Raw genomic sequence first — 19,001 nt, forward strand, 5'->3', positions numbered from 1 at the left:
TTCCCTTCGACGCTCACCCCATAAAAGCCTTGTGTCCTATGAATCAAATAGAACTAAAATCAACCGGCAAACAAACCCTTGACGACCGCCCCGTGTACACTGCAGCCGAAGCCATCGAGGCTTCGAAAAAATACTTTGGCGGTGATGAACTGGCAGCCAGTGTGTGGGTCAACAAATATGCATTGAAAGACTCTTTTGGCAGAATCTACGAGCTTACGCCCGACGACATGCACCGGCGCATGGCAAAAGAGATTCACCGCATTGAACTGAAATATCCCAACCCCCTTTCCGAAGAAGAAATTTATCAGCTGCTCAAGGACTTCCGCTATATCGTGCCCCAGGGCGGTCCCATGACCGGTATTGGCAATCCTTTTCAAATAGCATCTCTTTCTAACTGCTTTGTCATTGGGCATAACGGACCCAGTGATTCCTATGGCGGTATCTTGAAAATAGACGAGGAGCAAATCCAATTGATGAAGCGGCGCGGTGGTGTAGGGCATGACCTCTCTCATATACGCCCCAAGGGCTCACCCGTGATGAACAGCGCCCTGACCTCGACCGGCGTGGTGCCTTTCATGGAACGCTATTCCAACTCTACCCGCGAAGTGGCGCAAGACGGACGGCGTGGCGCTTTGATGCTCACCATTTCTATCAAGCACCCCGACGCCGAAGCCTTCATTGATGCCAAACTGGATGGCACCAAAGTAACCGGTGCCAATGTGTCGGTGAAAATAGACGACGACTTCATGCGGGCAGTCAAAGAAGGCAAGCCCTATGTGCAGCAGTTCCCCATAGACAGCCCCGAGCCCCGCTTCAAAAAAGAAATAGATGCCCGCAAGCTGTGGAAAAAAATCATTCATAATGCATGGAAGTCGGCAGAGCCGGGCGTTTTGTTCTGGGATACTGTCTTGCGGGAGTCAGTGCCTGACTGCTATGCTGACTTGGGCTTCCGTACCGTATCGACCAACCCCTGTGGCGAAATACCTCTCTGCCCCTATGACAGCTGCCGCCTGTTGGCTATCAACCTGTTCAGCTACGTAGAAAAACCCTTTACCGAAGAAGCCTATTTCAATTGGGACAAGTTCAAAGAGCACGCGCAACTTGCCTTGCGCATCATGGACGACATCGTGGATTTGGAACTGGAAAAAATAGACCAAATCATAGCCAAAATAGAGAACGACCCCGAAGATTTGGAAATTAAGGAGCGGGAGTTGCGTCTGTGGCATAAAATACGCGAAAAGTGCATACAAGGGCGTCGCACCGGCGTGGGCATCACGGCCGAAGGCGATATGCTGGCGGCTTTGGGCTACCGTTACGGCAGCGATGAAGCCATTGATTTCTCCGTTCAGGTACACAAAACACTGGCTCTTGAGGCTTATCGATCGTCGGTGAAGCTGGCACAAGAGCGTGGGGCATTTCCCATTTATGACGCTGCACGCGAAGAAAATAACCCCTTCATCAAGCGTTTGCGTGAGGCAGACCCCGCCCTTTATGAAGAAATGCGTCAATACGGCCGGCGCAACATTGCTTTGTTGACCATTGCCCCCACCGGCACCACCAGCATCATGACACAGACCACTTCGGGTATCGAGCCCGTCTTTTTGGTGTCTTACAAACGCCGCCGCAAAGTGAACCCCAACGATAAAAATGTGCGGGTCGATTTTATCGATGAAGTAGGGGATGCATGGGAAGAGTACCATGTATTCCATCATAAATTTGCAGACTGGCTCAAGATAAAAGGCTATGACCCCGAAGAAGTAGCCAAGCTGCCCTATGAAGAACTGGAAGCCATCATCAAGCAATCACCTTACTATAAATCTACAGCCAACGACATAGACTGGGTGGCAAAGGTGAAGATGCAGGGGGCTATTCAAAAGTGGGTGGACCACTCTATTAGCGTGACGGTGAACATCCCCGAAGAAACCTCTGAGGAGATGGTAGCCAAAATCTACATGACCGGTTGGGAAGCCGGATGCAAAGGCATCACCGTGTACCGCGAAGGCTCGCGCTCGGGTGTGCTTGTGTCAGACAAGAAGAAAAAAGAAGACGCTCAAAATACAGAGTTCAAAAACACCAATGCGCCCAAGCGCCCCAAAGTGCTGGAAGCCGACGTGATTCAGTTCAAAAACAACGACGAAGATTGGGTAGCCGTGGTGGGCTTACTCAACGGGCGCCCCTATGAAATATTTACCGGGCGTGCCGAAGATTCTTTCTCTATTCTGTCGCAGGTAAGCAAAGGTTGGGTGATTAAAAACCGCACCGAGGAAGGGCGTTCGCGCTACGATTTTCAATACATAGACAAAGACGGCTACCGGGTAACCATCGAAGGCTTGTCGCGCACCTTCAATAAAGAATATTGGAACTATGCCAAGTTGATTTCCGGAGTGTTGCGCCATGGCATGCCCATTGAATATGTGGTGGATATGGTCAATGACCTGCACCTGAACGACGAAAGCCTGAATACTTGGAAAAACGGCGTGGTGCGTGCACTCAAACGTTATATTCCGGACGGCACGGTGCCCGCAGACAATGAGTGTCCCAACTGTGGCGACAACGCACTGGTCTATGAAGAGGGCTGCCTTAACTGCAAGAGCTGTGGCATGAGCCAATGCTCATAAGGCAGTGCATAAGCTTCGATAAAATAAAAAGCACAGGGCGATGCCGGAAAAGCGGCATCGCTTTTTTTATCGCTTACTTGTAGCGGAAAAAGCAAAGTTTATCATTTCGAACGGAGCGCAGTGAGAAATCTCATCAATCGGAGCTTGCTCTTTGCACCTTGTCATCTCGAACGAGCGCAGCGAGTGAGAGATCTCATCAATCCAACCCACAAGAAACAAAAGAGATTTCTCGCTTGCGCTCGAAATGACAAAGGGTGGAATCGAAAGGACAAAGGAGAAGGCGATTAAAAAAGAGACAGGTAAAATGATATAAGACAAGCAAGAAAGTACGAAACGACAAAGCAAGAAAAAGCATTTTTTCACTTTAAAAAACAAACAGCCTGAACGTCTTTTTAAATTTGTGCCAACTCTTTAGCTGCCGTATATTTGGCACAACGACACCTTTTCTTTCACCCTTCAATTTCTTGTGATTTATGACACATCGCGACCAAGCTATTTTCGACCTTATAGCCAAAGAAGAAAACCGCCAAAAGAGCGGTATTGAGCTCATTGCTTCCGAAAACTTCGTTTCGGAGCAGGTGATGCAAGCCATGGGCAGCGTGCTCACCAACAAGTACGCCGAAGGCTTGCCTTACAAGCGCTACTACGGAGGTTGCCAATTTGTAGATGAAGTAGAAACCTTAGCCATCGAGCGCGCCAAGCAATTGTTCAAGGCTACTTGGGTGAATGTGCAGCCGCATTCCGGCGCACAAGCCAATGCCGCCGTGATGCTGGCAGTACTCAAGCCCGGCGACAAAATTCTGGGCTTCGACTTGGCACACGGAGGGCACCTGACACATGGCTCGCCCGTCAACTTTTCCGGCAAGCTCTATCAGCCTTCATTTTATGGGGTAGAACCTGAAACCGGACGCATCAACTGGAACAAAGTAGAGGAAATTGCGCATAAAGAGCGTCCCAAGCTCATCATATGCGGTGCTTCGGCTTATTCGCGCGACTGGGACTATGCCCGCTTGCGTGCCATTGCCGACAGTGTAGGGGCTTTGTTGTTGGCAGACATTTCGCACCCGGCCGGTTTGATTGCCCGTGGCCTGCTCAACGACCCGCTCGAGCATTGTCATATCGTGACCACCACCACACACAAAACCCTGCGGGGACCACGTGGGGGCATGATTATGCTGCGTCATGACTTTGAAAACCCCTTTGGCATCAAAGACAAGAAAGGCAACCTGCGTATGATGTCATCGCTGCTCGACAGCGCTGTGTTCCCCGGCACCCAAGGCGGACCGCTCGAGCATGTGATTGCAGCCAAAGCGGTGGCTTTCCATGAAGCCCTCACCGATGAATATGCTGCCTACGTGCAGCGTGTGCGCGACAACGCACAAGCCATGGCGGCCGCTTTTATGAAAAGAGGATACGAAATCATTTCCGGCGGCACAGACAACCACCTCATGCTCATAGACCTGCGCAACAAAGGCATTACCGGCAAGAAAGCAGAAGAATCCTTGGGCAAAGCCGATATTACCGTGAATAAAAACATGGTGCCTTTCGATACCCAATCGCCTTTTGTGACCTCGGGCATACGGGTGGGCACAGCTGCCATCACCACCCGCGGCTTGCGTACCGAACATATGGAGCAAATTGTGGATTGGATAGACCGCAGCCTGCAAAATGCAGACAACGACGCAGCACTTGAGCAAATCAAACAAGAAGTGCATACTTTCATGCAGCAGTTCCCGCTGTTTAGCTGGTAAATAAATTGTACACACACCGAGGCGCCGCATGTGGTGCCTTGGTGTAGATTTCCCCACTCGTCTTTGCCGTTTCAAGCACTTTCCTTTTGTCGTTTCGAGTATCCTTTGTTATTTCGAGCGTAAGCGAGAAATCTTGTGGCTTGCTTTGGCGAGATGTCTCACTGCGTTCGACATGACAAGCTGCAAAGAGCCGACTTGGTGGGCTTTAGATTTCTCACCTCACTGTGTGAGATTCGACATGACAAGCTGCGCTTATGCTCTGTTCGAGATGACAAGCCGCCTTTTGCCTTGCCCTTTTGAGTACAGCAGAAAAACAGCAACTGTTTTGCCGGTCCCGGAGGTGTAATTGTAAATTCCTGATTTAGCATGTAGATTTGTTCTTTCAAAAAAAGAGCACAACCGATGGCAAAGCCTGTGGATGACAAAGAAATGAGCTTCATAGACCACCTCGAAGAACTGCGCTGGCATTTGATTCGCTCGTTGGTGGCAATTGCTATATTTACGGTAGTAGCCTTCACCTATAAAGATTTCTTCTTCGGCAAGATAGTACTGGGACCCACACGCCTCGATTTCTGGACCTACCGCAAATTGTGTGAGTTGGGGCAGCTGCTCGACTCGCCCGCCCTGTGCTTCGACAAACTGAATTTTACACTGCAAAGCCGTAAAATGGCGGGGCAGTTCCTCATGCACCTGACCTCTTCTTTTGTTATTGGTTTAATCATTGCCTTCCCTTATGTGTTTTGGGAACTGTGGCGTTTTGTGCGCCCCGGATTGTATGAAAACGAACGGCAAGTAACTACCGGTGTGGTATTGGTGGTGTCCATTCTTTTCCTTAGCGGTGCTTTGTTTGGTTATTACATACTGACACCCATTTCGGTGCAGTTTTTAGCCAACTATACACTCGATCCTTCCATCATCAACGAGTTTGACATTATCTCTTATGTATCCACCATGCTCACCTTGGTGCTGGGCTGTGCCCTCTTGTTTCAACTGCCCATACTCATCTATTTCCTTGCCAAGGCGGGCATTGTGAGCGCCCAAAGCATGAAAGTTTACCGGCGTCACGCCATCGTGGTTATCTTCGTGGTGGCAGCCATCATTACGCCTGCCGATGTTTTCAGCCAAATTATTGTGGCTTTGCCGCTGATTTTACTCTATGAAATCAGTATCTTCATTGCGGGCTTCGTAAAGAAGAAAGAAGAACGGCAAGAAGTATTGCAAAAGCGTGATGCCTGAAAAAAAACCCGATTGCCGGCGAGCGTGTTTAAGCGGAAGGCAACATAAAACAAAGCAATGGAGCAGTTTATTCGTGTGAGTGGTGCCCGTGTGCACAACATGAAAAATATTGATATTGAAATACCCCGTTTCCGTTTGGTAGTGGTAACCGGCGTAAGCGGCAGCGGCAAATCTTCTTTGGTATTCGATACCCTCTATGCCGAAGGGCAGCGCCGCTATCTGGAAAGCTTTGCCTCTTATGCCCGCAATTTTCTGGGCACGCTTGAGCGCCCCGATGTGGACAGCATCGAAGGGCTCAGCCCGGTGATTGCCATAGAACAGAAAACCACTTCACGCAACCCGCGCTCTACGGTAGGCACCACCACCGAAATATATGATTACTTGCGCCTGTTGTATGCCCGTGCCGCCGAAGCCTACTCTTATGTGACCGGCAAGAAAATGGTGCGGCAGTCCGAAGAGCAAATCACCAACTCTATACTGGAGCGCTTTGCCGGGCAAAAAATACAACTGCTTGCCCCTTTGGTGCGGGGGCGTAAAGGGCACTATCGCGAACTGTTCAAGAAACTTGAAAAAAGTGGCTACACCAAAGTGCGTGTAGATGGCGAAGTACGCGACATAGAGCCCAAGATGCAACTCGACCGCTATAAAATCCATGATATAGAGCTGGTCATTGACCGTCTGCGTCCCAAAGCAGACGACCGCCACCGCCTGAGTCAGTCGGTACGTAAGGCACTGAAAGAAGGCAACGGCTTGTTGCTGGTCATCGATGAGGCGGGCAACCCTTTCTTTTATTCCAAGCGCCTGATGTGTCCCGATTCGGGCATTGCCTACGACGACCCGGCACCCAACATGTTTTCTTTCAACTCGCCTTATGGGGCTTGTCCCAAATGCGAAGGCTTGGGCGTGATAGAACACATTCCGCGCGAAGCCATCTTTCCCGACCCGGACCTGAGCATTAAACTGGGCGCCATTGCCCCGCTGGGCGAATACCGCGACATATGGATTTTCAAAAAAATAGCCGGCATACTCAAACAACACGGCTATAAGCTGACGACCCCCGTCAAAAAACTACCCGAAGAAGTCATCAATATCTTGCTTTACGGTTCAAAAGAAAAGGTAGCGGTGCCGTCAAAAAAATATCCCGGTGAAGAGTGGGAAACCGACTTCGAAGGCATCATTCCTTTCTTGGAACGCCAATTGCAAGAAGGAACCACCAAAATACGCGACTTCGTCGGTGAGTTTGTAGTGAGCGAGCCCTGCCCTGAATGTCAAGGCGCACGCCTCAAAAAAGAATCCTTGTATTTCAAAATAGACGGCAAGAACATAGCCGAAGTGGCTGCCATGGACCTGCATCAACTGGATGCATGGCTAAGCCAATTGCCCGGACGCCTGAACCCCACGCAGCGCCTCATTGCCGGAGAAGTACTCAAAGAAATCAGCAAGCGTGTGCATTTCCTCTTGGATGTGGGGCTGTATTACCTCACCCTTGACCGCCCCATGCGCACACTGTCGGGCGGTGAAGCCCAGCGCATCCGCCTTGCCACCCAAATAGGCACCCAACTGACGGGCGTCCTTTACCTGCTCGACGAGCCCAGCATCGGTTTGCACCAGCGCGACAACGAAAAGCTCATTCGTGCTTTGGAAGCCCTGCGCGACATAGGCAACTCGGTCATTGTGGTAGAGCACGACAAAGACATGATGCTGGCAGCCGATTACCTCATAGACATAGGCCCGGGCGCCGGGCGCCATGGAGGACGAGTGGTGGCGCAGGGCAGCCCCCAAGAAGTAATGGACAACCCGCGCAGTGCCACGGCGCTCTATTTGAAAGGCGAGCGGCAAATAGAAGTGCCGGCCAAGCGCCGGCGTGGCAATGGCAAAATGTTGATACTGAAAGGCGCACGTGGACATAACCTCAAAGACCTCACCGTGCGCTTCCCGCTGGGCACCATGATAGGCATCACGGGCGTGTCGGGCTCCGGCAAGTCAAGCCTCATTCATCATACACTATTTCCTATTTTGCGCAAGCACTTCTACCGCTCGCAGCGCGACCCGCTGCCCTACGACAGCATCGAGGGCTTGGAGCATATCGACAAGGTCATAGAAATAGACCAAGCGCCCATCGGACGTACGCCGCGTTCCAATCCTGCAACTTACACGGGCGTATTTACCCATATACGCAACTTGTTTAAAGACCTGCCCGAAGCCAAAATACGCGGCTATAAAGCCGGGCGTTTCTCTTTCAACGTAAAAGGGGGACGCTGCGAAGCCTGTGGGGGCGCCGGCGTGAAAACCATCGAAATGGAGTTCTTGCCCGACGTGCAGGTGCTTTGCGATGTGTGCAAAGGCAAGCGCTACAACCGCGAAACGCTCGAAGTGCGATACAAGGGCAAATCCATTGCCGACGTGCTGGATATGACCATAGAAGAAGCTGCCACCTTTTTTGAAAACCACCCACAGATAGCCCGCTACTTGACTGTGCTCAACGAAGTGGGGCTAGGCTACCTTACCTTGGGGCAGCCGGCCACCACCTTGTCGGGCGGCGAAGCGCAGCGCATCAAGCTGGCAACGGAGCTGGCGCGCAAAAGCACTGGCAACACCTTTTATATTCTCGACGAGCCTACTACCGGCCTGCACTTTCAAGACATTGAGCGCCTGCTCGATTTCCTCAACCGCCTGGTAGAACAAGGCAATACGGTGCTTATCATAGAGCACAACCTCGATGTGATCAAGGTGTGCGATCACCTCATAGACTTAGGACCCGAAGGCGGTGCTCAAGGAGGCACCATCGTTTGCGAAGGCACCCCCGAAGAAGTGGCAGCTCATCCGCACAGCCACACGGGACGCTTCTTGCGTATGGAGCTGAAACAGGGGCAGTTTGCCGGGAAGTAAGCAATAGAGGTGGGGATAAGCAAGCGCTTTCCTCTTGGATATTGTCGCCCCCTATTGTCATTTTGTGTGCTCCTTCTTTACCATTTCGAGCACTTCGTTTTTGTCATTTCGAGCGTAAGCGGGAAATCTCTTTTGCTTCTTTGGCAGCTTGAAGCTTGAAGGAATTAGATTTCTCACCTCACTGCGTTCGGTTCGAAATGACAAGGTGTGTCTTGTAGCGCCTGAACCATACGAAATAAAGACTGTCAAAAGTACCTTGAAGTTGGTATGCTCAAATATTTTTCTTTCCCCATTAAACCTTCGCCCCCTTTAGCGGGGTCTAAGGTTTAGTTTCATTAAAAGGAGGAAGACTATGAAAAAAATGTTGCAACTGCTTTTGGTTTTGCTTGTTAGTGCCGCGAGTGTGCAGGCACAAAAAATGGGCGTAAAAGTACTGAATGAAAGCGAAGTGCCCGCAGAAGTGAAAAACACCCACGCGGCGCTTTTTCCCGCTGTGTCTGTCATTCGTTGGGAAGGGCACAAGTGGGTAAACAAAAATGACAAAGAACGAGGCAAGATAGTAGCCGTGTTCGACTATGATGGCGTGCGTACACGTGCACGCTATCGCCCCAATGGCAAGGCTTTGTCTGCCAGCTCTTATTACAAAGCCGACCAGCTGCCTGCTTCGGTAGCAGCGGCAGCCGCCCGTTATGAAGGCTTTGAATTGAAGGGCGGTTCCAAAACATGGTCGCTTAAAGATACTTCCAAAGCACCTGTATATAAGCTACGCCTGCGCAAAGGCGCACAGGTGTTGACCGTTTTTGTAGATGAGCAAGGCAATGAGATAGAAAAAAACAAGTTGAGCGAAGAACTGCTCGAAGACGAAGAGTAAACGCGCAGGCGGTCATCAACAAACAGCGGAAAAACGAAAAGGGCTCTCGAAAAGAGCCCTTTGGTTTTTTGCGATTAAGCCAAGCCAAATGCCGCTTTTATTTTATCGACATAGTCGAGTTTTTCCCAGGTGAAGAATTCGACTTTTTTCTTGGTTTTACGGCGGATTTCTTTTTTCTCGTGTTCGTCTTCTACCAGCTCCACGGTAAACATATCCACTTCTGCTTCATAAGGTGTGCGTCCCATATGACCATAGGCAGCCGTAGGTGTATAGATGGGGTTCTTTAAGCCCAAGCGTTCGATAATGGCTTTGGGGCGCAAGTCGAACAGTTCCTTTACTATAGCCGCTATTTCCACATCGCTTTTGTTTACTTTGGCTGTGCCGAAAGTGTTCACGGTCAGAGATACAGGCTGTGCTACACCAATGGCATAAGACACCTGTACCAGCACTTCGTCGGCTACGCCGGCAGCTACCAGGTTTTTGGCAATGTGGCGGGTGGCATAAGCCGCACTGCGGTCCACCTTCGAGGGGTCTTTGCCCGAGAAGGCACCACCACCATGTGCCCCTTTGCCGCCATAAGTATCTACGATGATTTTGCGCCCGGTGAGTCCTGCATCACCATGAGGACCACCAATGACGAACTTGCCGGTGGGGTTGATGTGGAAGATGGTTTGCCCGTCCAGATATTCGGCGGGGATGACCTCTTGAATCACATATTTTTTCACATCCTCGGTGATGCGGCGGTGCATATTCTCGTCGGTGTCGAACTCGTCGTGTTGGGTCGATACCACGATGGTGTGCACACGGCGCGGCTTGTTGTCGTCGCCATATTCAATGGTTACCTGTGCTTTGGCATCGGGGCGCAGGTAGGGCATCAGTTGGGGTTCATTTTTGCGAATGTAAGCCAGGCGTTCTACCAGACGGTGGGCAAAAGCCAAAGCCATGGGCATGTACTCGGGCGTTTCATTGGTGGCATAGCCGAACATCATGCCTTGGTCGCCGGCTCCTTGGTCTTTTCCTTCACCTTCATCTACGCCGCGGGCAATGTCGGGCGATTGGCTGTGCAGTGTGACGATGACACCGCAAGAATCGGCATCGAAGCGGTATTCGGGTTTGGTATAACCAATGCGGCGGATGGTTTCGCGCACCACATCCGGGATTTCCACATAGGCTTTGGTGGTTACTTCACCGGCAATCACGGCCAGCCCGGTGGTGACAAGGGTTTCGCAAGCCACGCGCGAATCTGCATCTTGCATGAGCATGGCGTCTAAAATGGCATCCGATATTTGGTCTGCAATTTTATCGGGATGCCCTTCAGATACAGACTCGGAGGTGAATAAGTATCCCATAGATTTCAGTTTTTAAATGGTGTTTGAAGGATGAAATTTAAAAAATGTGTGTCAAAGTTAAAGATTTTGTGCATAAGTGCTTCAAAATAAAGCCGGCATCTTATACCCTGCCTTTTAGGATGAGGGAAGAGCCGGCAGGCAGGCACTCAATTGTGCGGTTTGTATGCTCTCGGCACAGCGAAAATGCCCTTTGGGGCACTGCTTGTGTCCGTGAATACCACAAGGACGGCACGAAAGCTTCTCTTGGCTTTCCACTATATGGCTTTGCCCGGAAACAGGATAAAAGCCGAAGCCGGGAACCGTAGAGCAATACACCGCTGTGATAGGCGCATTCATAGCCGATGCCAGATGCAGGGGTGACGAATCGTTGGCGTAGTTCATCACCGCTTTTTGCATAAGAGCCGCCGATTGAAGCAATGATAACTCGCCGGCAAGATTATAAACGGGACGTGTGCCTGCGGCGGCAGCAATGCGTGTACACAAGGCCTTGTCAGCAGGACCGCCCAGCAAGTAAACGGTTAGAGATGGGGGCAAGCTTTGAATAAAGGCAATCCATTTGTGCGCGGGGTACTGTTTGGTAAACCATACAGAAGCCGGCGCTATGCATATATAGGGACCGGCGCTTTGGTAGGGGGCAACGCAGGCATAGTCGTCAGCCGAAGGATAAAGACGGGGGCGCAGGGGCGTCTCTTGCTTGACTAAGGGGGCTATCAGCCGGTGGTTACGCTCAATTTCGTGCATGCCACGATTGAAGTGATGTGCCACACGGTGGGTGAAGGCAAAAGACAAAGGGTTTTTATTGAAGCCGGCAGTGAAGGTTGCTCCCGAGAGGGCAGTCCATAAGCCGGTGGCGGCAAAGCGCTGCACATTAATGACCGCATCGTAGCGGCGCCGGCGTATATGCCTGAGTATTCGCCACCAATCTTTGTATTTGGCTGTTTGTTTGTTCCAGACAATAAGCTCATGCAAAAACGGGTGCTTGTGGAAAAGCCCTTCATTACCCTTGCGCACCAGAAAATCAATTTCTGCTTGGGGATATTCAGCGTGCAGGCTTTCGAGCAGGGCAGTAGCCAAAATGGCATCGCCAATAAAGGCAGTTTGAATAACCAGTATTTTATTCATGACAATTTATGCAACTGATGGGTTGGTGGGCAAAGTTACGATAAACTCGGTGCCTTTGCCTTCTTCGCTTTGCACTTCTATGGTGCCGTTGTGCTGTTTGACAAACTCATAGACCAGTTTCAGCCCCAAACCCGTGCCCCGTTCGTCGTTGGTGCCTTTGCGCGAATAAATTTCATTTTTCTTAAACAACTTAGGAATGTCTTCCGGGGGAATGCCTATGCCGCTGTCTTTCACATGTATATAGCACTTGCCGTCTTGTATGTAAGCGCGCAGACAAATATTCCCTTCGCTTGGGGTGAATTTTAGTGCATTGGACAACAAATTCCGTATGATGAAGGCGGTCATTTGAGGATCGGCTACTATGGGCAGGGAAGACGAAACCTCAGTATGGATATGGATTCTTTTTTGCGCTGCATTTTGCCGGAAAAGAGCAATGATGCTATCTATCGTATGGGTGAGGTCAAAAGCGGCAGGGATGAAGTGAATGCCGTCGGCTTGGCTGCGCGCCCATACCAATAGATTGTCGATGAGTTCGCGCAATCCATAAACCGAAGAGGAAAGGCGGCGCAGCAGCATAACCATTTCTTCTTTGCCGAAAGAGTCTGCTTGTGCACTGATGGCATCGAGGAATCCCACCAGTGAGTTGAGTGGGCTGCGAATGTCGTGCGAGATGATGGAGAAAAGCATGTCTTTCGTTTGATTGAGCTGCAAAAGGTGGTGGTTTTTCTCTTCGATGATGGCTTTTTGCTTTTCCAAGTCTTGGCGCAGCTGCTTGTTGTGAACGTAGCGACGATAGTAGAGTATGCCTATGCCGCCGGTAAAAAGCAGCACCACGCCCAGTATATAGTTCAAGTAGAGCTGTTGGCGCTCTTTGAGCTGTGCAATTGATTTTTCTTGCTCAAGTATTTTGATTTTTTGTGCTTTTAATTGCGATTCATATTCGAAGCGGGCTGTTTCGCTGTATTCCAGCTTTTCCTGCGAGAGCACATTTTCTTTCAAACGCGTATAGAGGTCGTAATACTCCAGGGCTTGCTCGTACTTTCCCAGCTTACGATAGCAGTCTATAGCCAAGGGGTAGGCTTCGAGCAGGTACTCGGCGGCTTGGTGCTGTTCAAAGTAGGGAATGGCTTTACCTAAAAGCAAAAGTGCGCTGTGGTAGTCTTCGCGGGCATAATATACCTTTGCCAGGCTCAAATAACCAATGGCTACGCCAAAGTCATCTTGGTTTTGCCGGTCTATTTCCAGTGCTTTTTGATAGTAGGCAAAGCTTTTGTCATAGTCGTGCAAGGCAAGATAGATGTCACCAAGGTTGTTGTAAGGGTAAGAGAGCATGTGGCTTCTGCCACTCTTTTCATAAAAGAGTGCAGCGCGGCGCAGGGTTTCAATGGCTTGGTCATACTGTTTTATTTCCATGTATTCTATGCCCAAGTTGTTGAGCGTGGTGCCCATGCTGGCTGTATCTTTTTGCTGCTCATAAGTAGCCAACGCCTGCTTGTAAAAGTCAATGGCTTCGCGGTGCTTGCCAAGGTTGGAATACACCATGGCTATGTCGTTACGTATAGCCGCCACTTCTGACGAGTCACCGGAGAGCTCTGCCAGCTTAAGGCTTTCATAATGATGCTTGAGCGCCTTGTCATAAATACCGATACGGTTGTAAAAAACAGCCAAGGTAGCATGAGCCGAGTAAAGGAAATCGCGCCACCCCATCTTTTGGGCTTTCTCTATGGACAGCAGGTAGTAGTTTTCGGCTTCTTGCTTGAAAGGAGTGTCTTGCAATAAATAGCCCAAGATAAAACACGTACGCGCTACGAGGCTGTCGTTGTGGGCATTTTGAGCGCTCAAGAAAGCACGATCGGCATAGTACAGCTTCAAACTGTCTGCTTCGACAGTCTCTACCAATTGCAAGAAAACTTTGGTTTTTTCCTTCTCTGAGCGCAGCTTAGGTACCTGCTGCAAGAGACTATCTTCTACTGATTGCTGCCCACGGGCCGGCACGCCCCCCATCCATAAATTCAAAATGAATGTGCAAAGCAAACAAAGACGACGAAGCATACATTTATTAAAACTCATTCAAGCTGCATAAAACAAGTATTTTATAATTTATGCAAATAAATTTTGTCAAACAATGCAGCTTGTGTAATATTTTGCCAAAGAAGTGCAAAAGCACTTTTATAAAGTTTCTTCGCTCTGCAATTGCTTTTCATAAAGCTGTTTGTAGAGGCCGCCGGCTTGCATCAGGCTGTCGTGTGTTCCACGCTCTACGATGCGCCCTTCATCCAGCACAATGATTTGGTCTGCGAGTTTGGCAGAAGATACCCGGTGGGAAATGATGATGCTGGTGCGCCCTTCCATCACCTCGCGCAGGTTTTCCAAAATACGGTGTTCCGTATTGGTATCCACTGCCGACAGACAGTCATCCAATATCAATATTTTGGGTTTGCGAATCAATGCCCGTGCGATGGATACCCGCTGTTTTTGCCCGCCTGAAAGTGTGATGCCTCTTTCGCCCAGTATGGTGCTGAATCCCTTCGGAAAATCCATGATGTTATCATACACATCGGCACGGCGCGCTGCTTCCTCTATGGCTTCGGCAGGTGCCTCGTCCATGCCAAAACCTATGTTGTTGGCAATAGTATCCGAAAACAAAAAGACATCCTGCGGCACATAGCCTATTTGGCTGCGAAGATAAGTAAGGTCATAGTCGCGCAAATCTACTCCGTCCAGTAAAATACGCCCTTCGGTAGGGTCATAAAGGCGGCAAATCAGGTTGGCAATGCTACTTTTCCCGGAACCGGTGGTGCCCAAAATTGCCAACTTCCCTCCGGCAGGTACATGAAAACTTATTTTATCGAGTGCTTTAATGCCCGATTCGGGATATACCAAGCTCACCTCTTCGAAGCGTAAATCGCCCTTCACTTCGGGGCGCAGATGGCGGCGCGAAACCAAGGTGGTATGCGTGTTTAAAAACTCATTGATACGCTCTTGAGAAGCCGCCGCCCGCTGAATGACGCTGGTAATCCAACCCAAAGAGGTAACGGGCCAAATCAACATGTTTAAATACAAAATAAACTCTGCAATGTTGCCTTTGGTAATATTGCCGGCGGCTACTTCTATGCCGCCTACATACACTACAATGATGTTGCTAAGACCAATCAATGCCAAGATGGCCGGATAAAACAGTGCCTCGACCCGTGCCAGCTTCAAAGCCTGGTGCCGGTAGGCATCGCTTTCTTTTGCAAAGCGCTCGCCGTTGTCTTTTTCCCGGGCAAATGCTTTCAGTACGCGTATGCCCGAAAAAGCTTCCTGCACATATGTTGACAGCTCCGACAGTTTACGCTGTATCTCTGCCGAACGTTTGTTAATAATGTTGTTCACAAAGTAAATGATGGTAGAAAGTACCGGCAAGGGCAAGAGTGTGTAAAGGGTCAGTTTCACATCGACCGACAGCATGTAGGGGATGAGCATCAGAAAAAGAGAAAACAGGTTCAGTCCGTACATAATGCCCGGTCCCAAATACATGCGCACATAAGATACGTCCTCAGATATGCGCGCCATCAGGTCGCCGGTGTTGTTTTGCCGGTAAAAAGCCAGCGGGAGGGTTTGGTAGTGCCAAAAAATATCGTTCTTCAAATCATATTCAATCAAACGCGACATGACAATGATGGTTTGCCGCATAAAGAACAAAAACAAGCCGCGGCCCGCTGCCATCAACAGCAACAGCACCCCATAAATAATGATTTGCTGCTCAAAGGCTTCGGCTTCCAAGTTGCCCGCTCGATAAGCCTCAATATGCGCCTCTATGCTGTTGAAGGCTTTTCGAACAATGGGAGCAGGCTGTATGAGAAAATAGTTCGAGATGAAAGTGAACAACACACCACCCAGCAGATGCCACTTGTAACGCCATAAATACGGATTCAGTGCTTTAAGTGCTTTCATTTCTTGTATTATGGTAATTTAAAATTGTGTTTTTCAAATAAGTTGCCTAACTTGCGCACGCTTTTATGTAGCAGGAATGTTGTTACAACTCAAAAAGTTTCCTATTGTTGCAGTCAATTTCTGTGTAGATACACAAAAGTAGTCAAATTTTATACACCAAGCCGATGGATGTGAATACCCTAACCCCCACCCAATTGCAAAGCTCAGTGTTCACTCAACTGGAGCAGTTGCAACACGAGCAGGTGATGTTTTGCTACGACGAAGCCACCGGGCTCAAAGCCATCATTGCCATTCATAACACCGTATTGGGACCGGCTACCGGTGGTACCCGTATGTGGATGTATGAGAACGAAGCCGATGCACTGCGTGACGTACTGCGTTTGTCGCGAGGCATGACCCTGAAAAATGCCATCTCGGGCTTGAATTTAGGTGGTGGTAAAGCCGTCATCATTGGCGATCCGCGCAAGCATAAATCGGAAATGCTGTTCCGCTCTTTCGGCAAGTTTGTCAATAATTTAGGCGGCAAATACATTACTGCCGAAGATGTGGGGGTTTCTACCCAAGATATGGAGTATGTAGCCATGGAAACGCCCCATGTAGCCGGAAAGCCGGAAAGCTTGGGTGGTGGTGGCGATCCCTCGCCCGTAACTGCCTATGGAGTATATATGGGCATGAAAGCCTCTGCCAAAAAAGTATATGGCAACGACAGCCTGCAAGGCAAGCGTGTAGCCGTGCAAGGGGCCGGCCATGTGGGCATTCACCTGATTGAGCATTTGGTGAAAGAAGGGGCGGTGGTGTTCGTAAGCGACATTTACGAAGACCGCCTGAAAGCCGCACAAGAGAAAGGGGCTCAGGTAATAGAAAACCCTGACAGCATTTACGACCTCGACATTGACATTTATGCCCCTTGTGCTTTGGGAGCTACCATTAACGACAATACATTGGCACGCCTGAAGTGCGCCATCATTGCCGGGGCAGCCAACAACCAGTTGGAAGACGAAGTGCGGCATGCAAAGATGTGTCAAGAAAAAGGCATTTTGTATGCTCCTGATTTTCTTATCAATGCCGGAGGCATCATCAATGTGTACACCGAAATAGCATTGCCTGCCTATAACCGGCAGCGCGCCTATGAGCAGACCCAGCGCATCTACGACTATACTTTGGCTCTTTTCGAGAAAGCAGAGAAAGAAAATATCACCACACACGAAGCAGCTTTGCGCACTGCAATGGAGCGCATACAGAACGCTGCCAAGATCAAGGGCCGTATATAAGCAAGCGGGTATGTGCCGCGTGCACATGCCTGTTTGTTCATAGGGGTTCGGAGCGGCGCCACGGCGCCGCTCTTTTTTGTTTTGCCATGCCGGACGAAACGCAGTACAGCCAGGCATCTCACTAAAGCAACTCCGGCTCACCTTCTTCTCGTGTCGCATGCAGCAAACATCTCTTTTTAAGCCAAGCCGTCTTTTTGGTTACTTCAGAACGGGGCGCAGCTTGTCATTCCGAACCCCACGCTTCTTGTCATCTCGAACGAGCGCAGCGAGTGAGAGATCTCATCAAGCCAAGCTACAGGAAGCAAAAAGAGATTTCTCACTTACGCTCGAAATGACAAAAGGGGCGCTCAAAATGACACAGGGAGAGCCTCGACAGTGTGAAGCGTGGCTTGTCATTCCGAACGGGGCGCAGCGGAGCATGTTATCTCTCACCTCACGCAACTTGTCATCTCGAACGAGCGCAGCGAGTGAGAGATCTCATCAAGCCAAGCTACAGGAAGCAAAAAGAGATTTCTCGCTTACGCTCGAAATGACAAAAGGGGCGCTCAAAATGACACAGGGAGCGCCTCGACAGTGTGAAGCGTGGCTTGTCATTCCGAACGGGGCGCAGCGGAGCATGTTATCTCTCACCCCACGCTTCTTGTCATCTCGAACGAGCGCAGCGAGTGAGAGATCTCATCAATCCAAGCCACAGGAAGCAAAAAGAGATTTCTCGCTTACGCTCGAAATGACAAGGAGGGAAGTCGAAATGACAAAGGGGGGAGGCGAAATAACCAAGGGGAATAGAAGTGACAAAGGAGAACCGGAATGATAAGGAAGATAACGAAAGGGTAAGGAAAAAGGGTAAAGCAACAAAGGGGCATGAAAAAGCAAAAAGTCCGGAGTATCCAAGGGCAGATAAAAAAAGCGCAGCCGGCCGCTTTTTTCCCGCGGCTTGCTACGCTCAACTATAGCAAATGCTTTGCTTAGAAAAACTTCTTTACCAGCAACTCTGCAATTTGCACGGCGTTGGTAGCCGCCCCTTTGCGCAGGTTATCGGCAACAACCCACAGGTTGAGCGTGCGCGGCTGACTCTCATCGCGGCGCAAGCGCCCTACAAACACTTCATCCCGGTTTTGGGCGTAAAGCGGCATGGGGTATTCGAGCTTGGCAGGATTATCGAGCAAGACCACGCCCGGGGCTTCTTGCAGCAGTTGCCGTACTTCTTCAAGCTCAAATTCTTCATGAAATTCGGCATTGATGGCTTCCGAATGCCCGCCAATAACCGGGATGCGCACTGCCGTGGCGGTTACACCTATGCTGTCGTCTTGCAAGATTTTGCGGGTCTCGTTCACCATCTTCATTTCCTCTTTGGTGTAGCCGTTTTCCAGAAACACGTCTATATGCGGCAGTGCATTCAGATCAATAGGGTAGGGGTATGCCTTTTCGGTAGCTTCTTTGCCGGTGCGCTCTTCCATGAGCTGGTCCACGGCTTTTTTGCCGGTGCCGGTAACGGCTTGATAGGTAGCCACCACAATGCGCTTGAGACGATAGCGGCGATGCAGCGGATGCAATGCCACAAGCATTTGAATGGTGGAACAATTCGGGTTGGCTATGATTTTATCTTCTGCTGTCAGCACATCCCCATTGATTTCGGGCACAACCAGCTTTTTGCCGGGGTGCATGCGCCAGGCCGAAGAGTTGTCGATAACAAACGTACCTGCTTCCGCAAAGCGGGGGGCATATTCGAGTGAAGTGCTGCTGCCGGCAGAGAAAATAGCAATATCCGGCTTTTGAGCAATGGCATCTTCTATACTTATTACGCTGTATTCTTGCCCCTTGAACTTCACTTTTTTCCCTACCGACTTGGGCGATGCCACAGGCAATAAATTCGATACGGGGAAGTGGCGCTCTTCGAGCACCCGGAGCATGGTGCTGCCTACCAAGCCGGTAGCACCTACAACTGCTACTTTCATAGA

11 protein-coding genes are annotated in these 19,001 nt (G+C 50.0%); 6 read left to right on the forward strand and 5 right to left on the reverse strand.

Going from position 1 to position 19,001, the window contains the following annotated elements; all coding sequences use genetic code 11:
• Positions 1-38 precede the first annotated feature (38 nt).
• The 5 genes from QVE43_RS08595 (at position 39) to QVE43_RS08615 (ending at position 9,365) form a co-directional block, all read left to right on the forward strand.
• Complete coding sequence (locus QVE43_RS08595; RefSeq protein WP_288006103.1) at positions 39-2,618, forward strand: adenosylcobalamin-dependent ribonucleoside-diphosphate reductase; 2,580 nt, start codon at positions 39-41, stop codon at positions 2,616-2,618.
• 473 nt (positions 2,619-3,091) lie between these two features.
• Complete coding sequence (gene glyA, locus QVE43_RS08600; RefSeq protein ID WP_288006105.1) at positions 3,092-4,369, forward strand: serine hydroxymethyltransferase; 1,278 nt, start codon at positions 3,092-3,094, stop codon at positions 4,367-4,369.
• Positions 4,370-4,771: 402 nt separating this feature from the next.
• Positions 4,772-5,605, forward strand: coding sequence for a twin-arginine translocase subunit TatC (tatC, locus tag QVE43_RS08605; RefSeq protein WP_288006107.1), 834 nt, complete (start codon positions 4,772-4,774; stop codon positions 5,603-5,605).
• A gap of 57 nt (positions 5,606-5,662) precedes the next feature.
• Positions 5,663-8,494 carry an excinuclease ABC subunit UvrA gene (gene uvrA, locus QVE43_RS08610; protein WP_288006110.1) on the forward strand — a complete coding sequence of 944 codons (2,832 nt, stop codon included), beginning with the start codon at positions 5,663-5,665 and terminating at the stop codon, positions 8,492-8,494.
• Between the two features lie 352 nt (positions 8,495-8,846).
• Positions 8,847-9,365, forward strand: coding sequence for a hypothetical protein (locus tag QVE43_RS08615; RefSeq protein WP_288006112.1), 519 nt, complete (start codon positions 8,847-8,849; stop codon positions 9,363-9,365).
• Between the two features lie 74 nt (positions 9,366-9,439).
• Here QVE43_RS08615 and metK read toward each other — a convergent pair whose 3' ends face one another.
• The 4 genes from metK to QVE43_RS08635 all read right to left on the reverse strand — a co-directional run bounded on the left by metK (position 9,440) and on the right by QVE43_RS08635 (position 15,772).
• Entirely contained in the window at positions 9,440-10,714 is a 1,275-nt protein-coding gene (gene metK, locus QVE43_RS08620; RefSeq protein ID WP_288006114.1) for a methionine adenosyltransferase, read from the reverse strand.
• Positions 10,715-10,828: 114 nt separating this feature from the next.
• Positions 10,829-11,836: a glycosyltransferase family 9 protein gene (locus QVE43_RS08625; RefSeq protein WP_288006116.1), complete on the reverse strand. Its 1,008-nt coding sequence runs from the start codon at positions 11,834-11,836 to the stop codon at positions 10,829-10,831.
• Positions 11,837-11,842: 6 nt separating this feature from the next.
• The gene (locus QVE43_RS08630) at positions 11,843-13,888 is read right to left on the reverse strand and encodes a tetratricopeptide repeat protein (protein ID WP_288006118.1); all 2,046 of its coding nucleotides are present in this window, start codon (positions 13,886-13,888) and stop codon (positions 11,843-11,845) included.
• A 117-nt stretch (positions 13,889-14,005) separates the two neighbouring features.
• Positions 14,006-15,772, reverse strand: a complete 1,767-nt coding sequence (locus QVE43_RS08635; RefSeq protein ID WP_288006120.1) for an ABC transporter ATP-binding protein — start codon at positions 15,770-15,772, stop codon at positions 14,006-14,008.
• A 164-nt stretch (positions 15,773-15,936) separates the two neighbouring features.
• Here QVE43_RS08635 and QVE43_RS08640 point away from each other — a divergent pair, with 164 nt between their 5' ends.
• Positions 15,937-17,043 carry a Glu/Leu/Phe/Val dehydrogenase gene (locus QVE43_RS08640; protein ID WP_288006122.1) on the forward strand — a complete coding sequence of 369 codons (1,107 nt, stop codon included), beginning with the start codon at positions 15,937-15,939 and terminating at the stop codon, positions 17,041-17,043.
• A 965-nt stretch (positions 17,044-18,008) separates the two neighbouring features.
• Here QVE43_RS08640 and QVE43_RS08645 read toward each other — a convergent pair.
• Entirely contained in the window at positions 18,009-18,998 is a 990-nt protein-coding gene (locus tag QVE43_RS08645; RefSeq protein WP_288006124.1) for an aspartate-semialdehyde dehydrogenase, read from the reverse strand.
• Positions 18,999-19,001: the final 3 nt, after the last annotated feature.

The sequence above is a fragment of the Thermonema sp. genome, from assembly GCF_026003375.1.
Lineage (GTDB): Bacteria > Bacteroidota > Bacteroidia > Cytophagales > Thermonemataceae > Thermonema > Thermonema rossianum.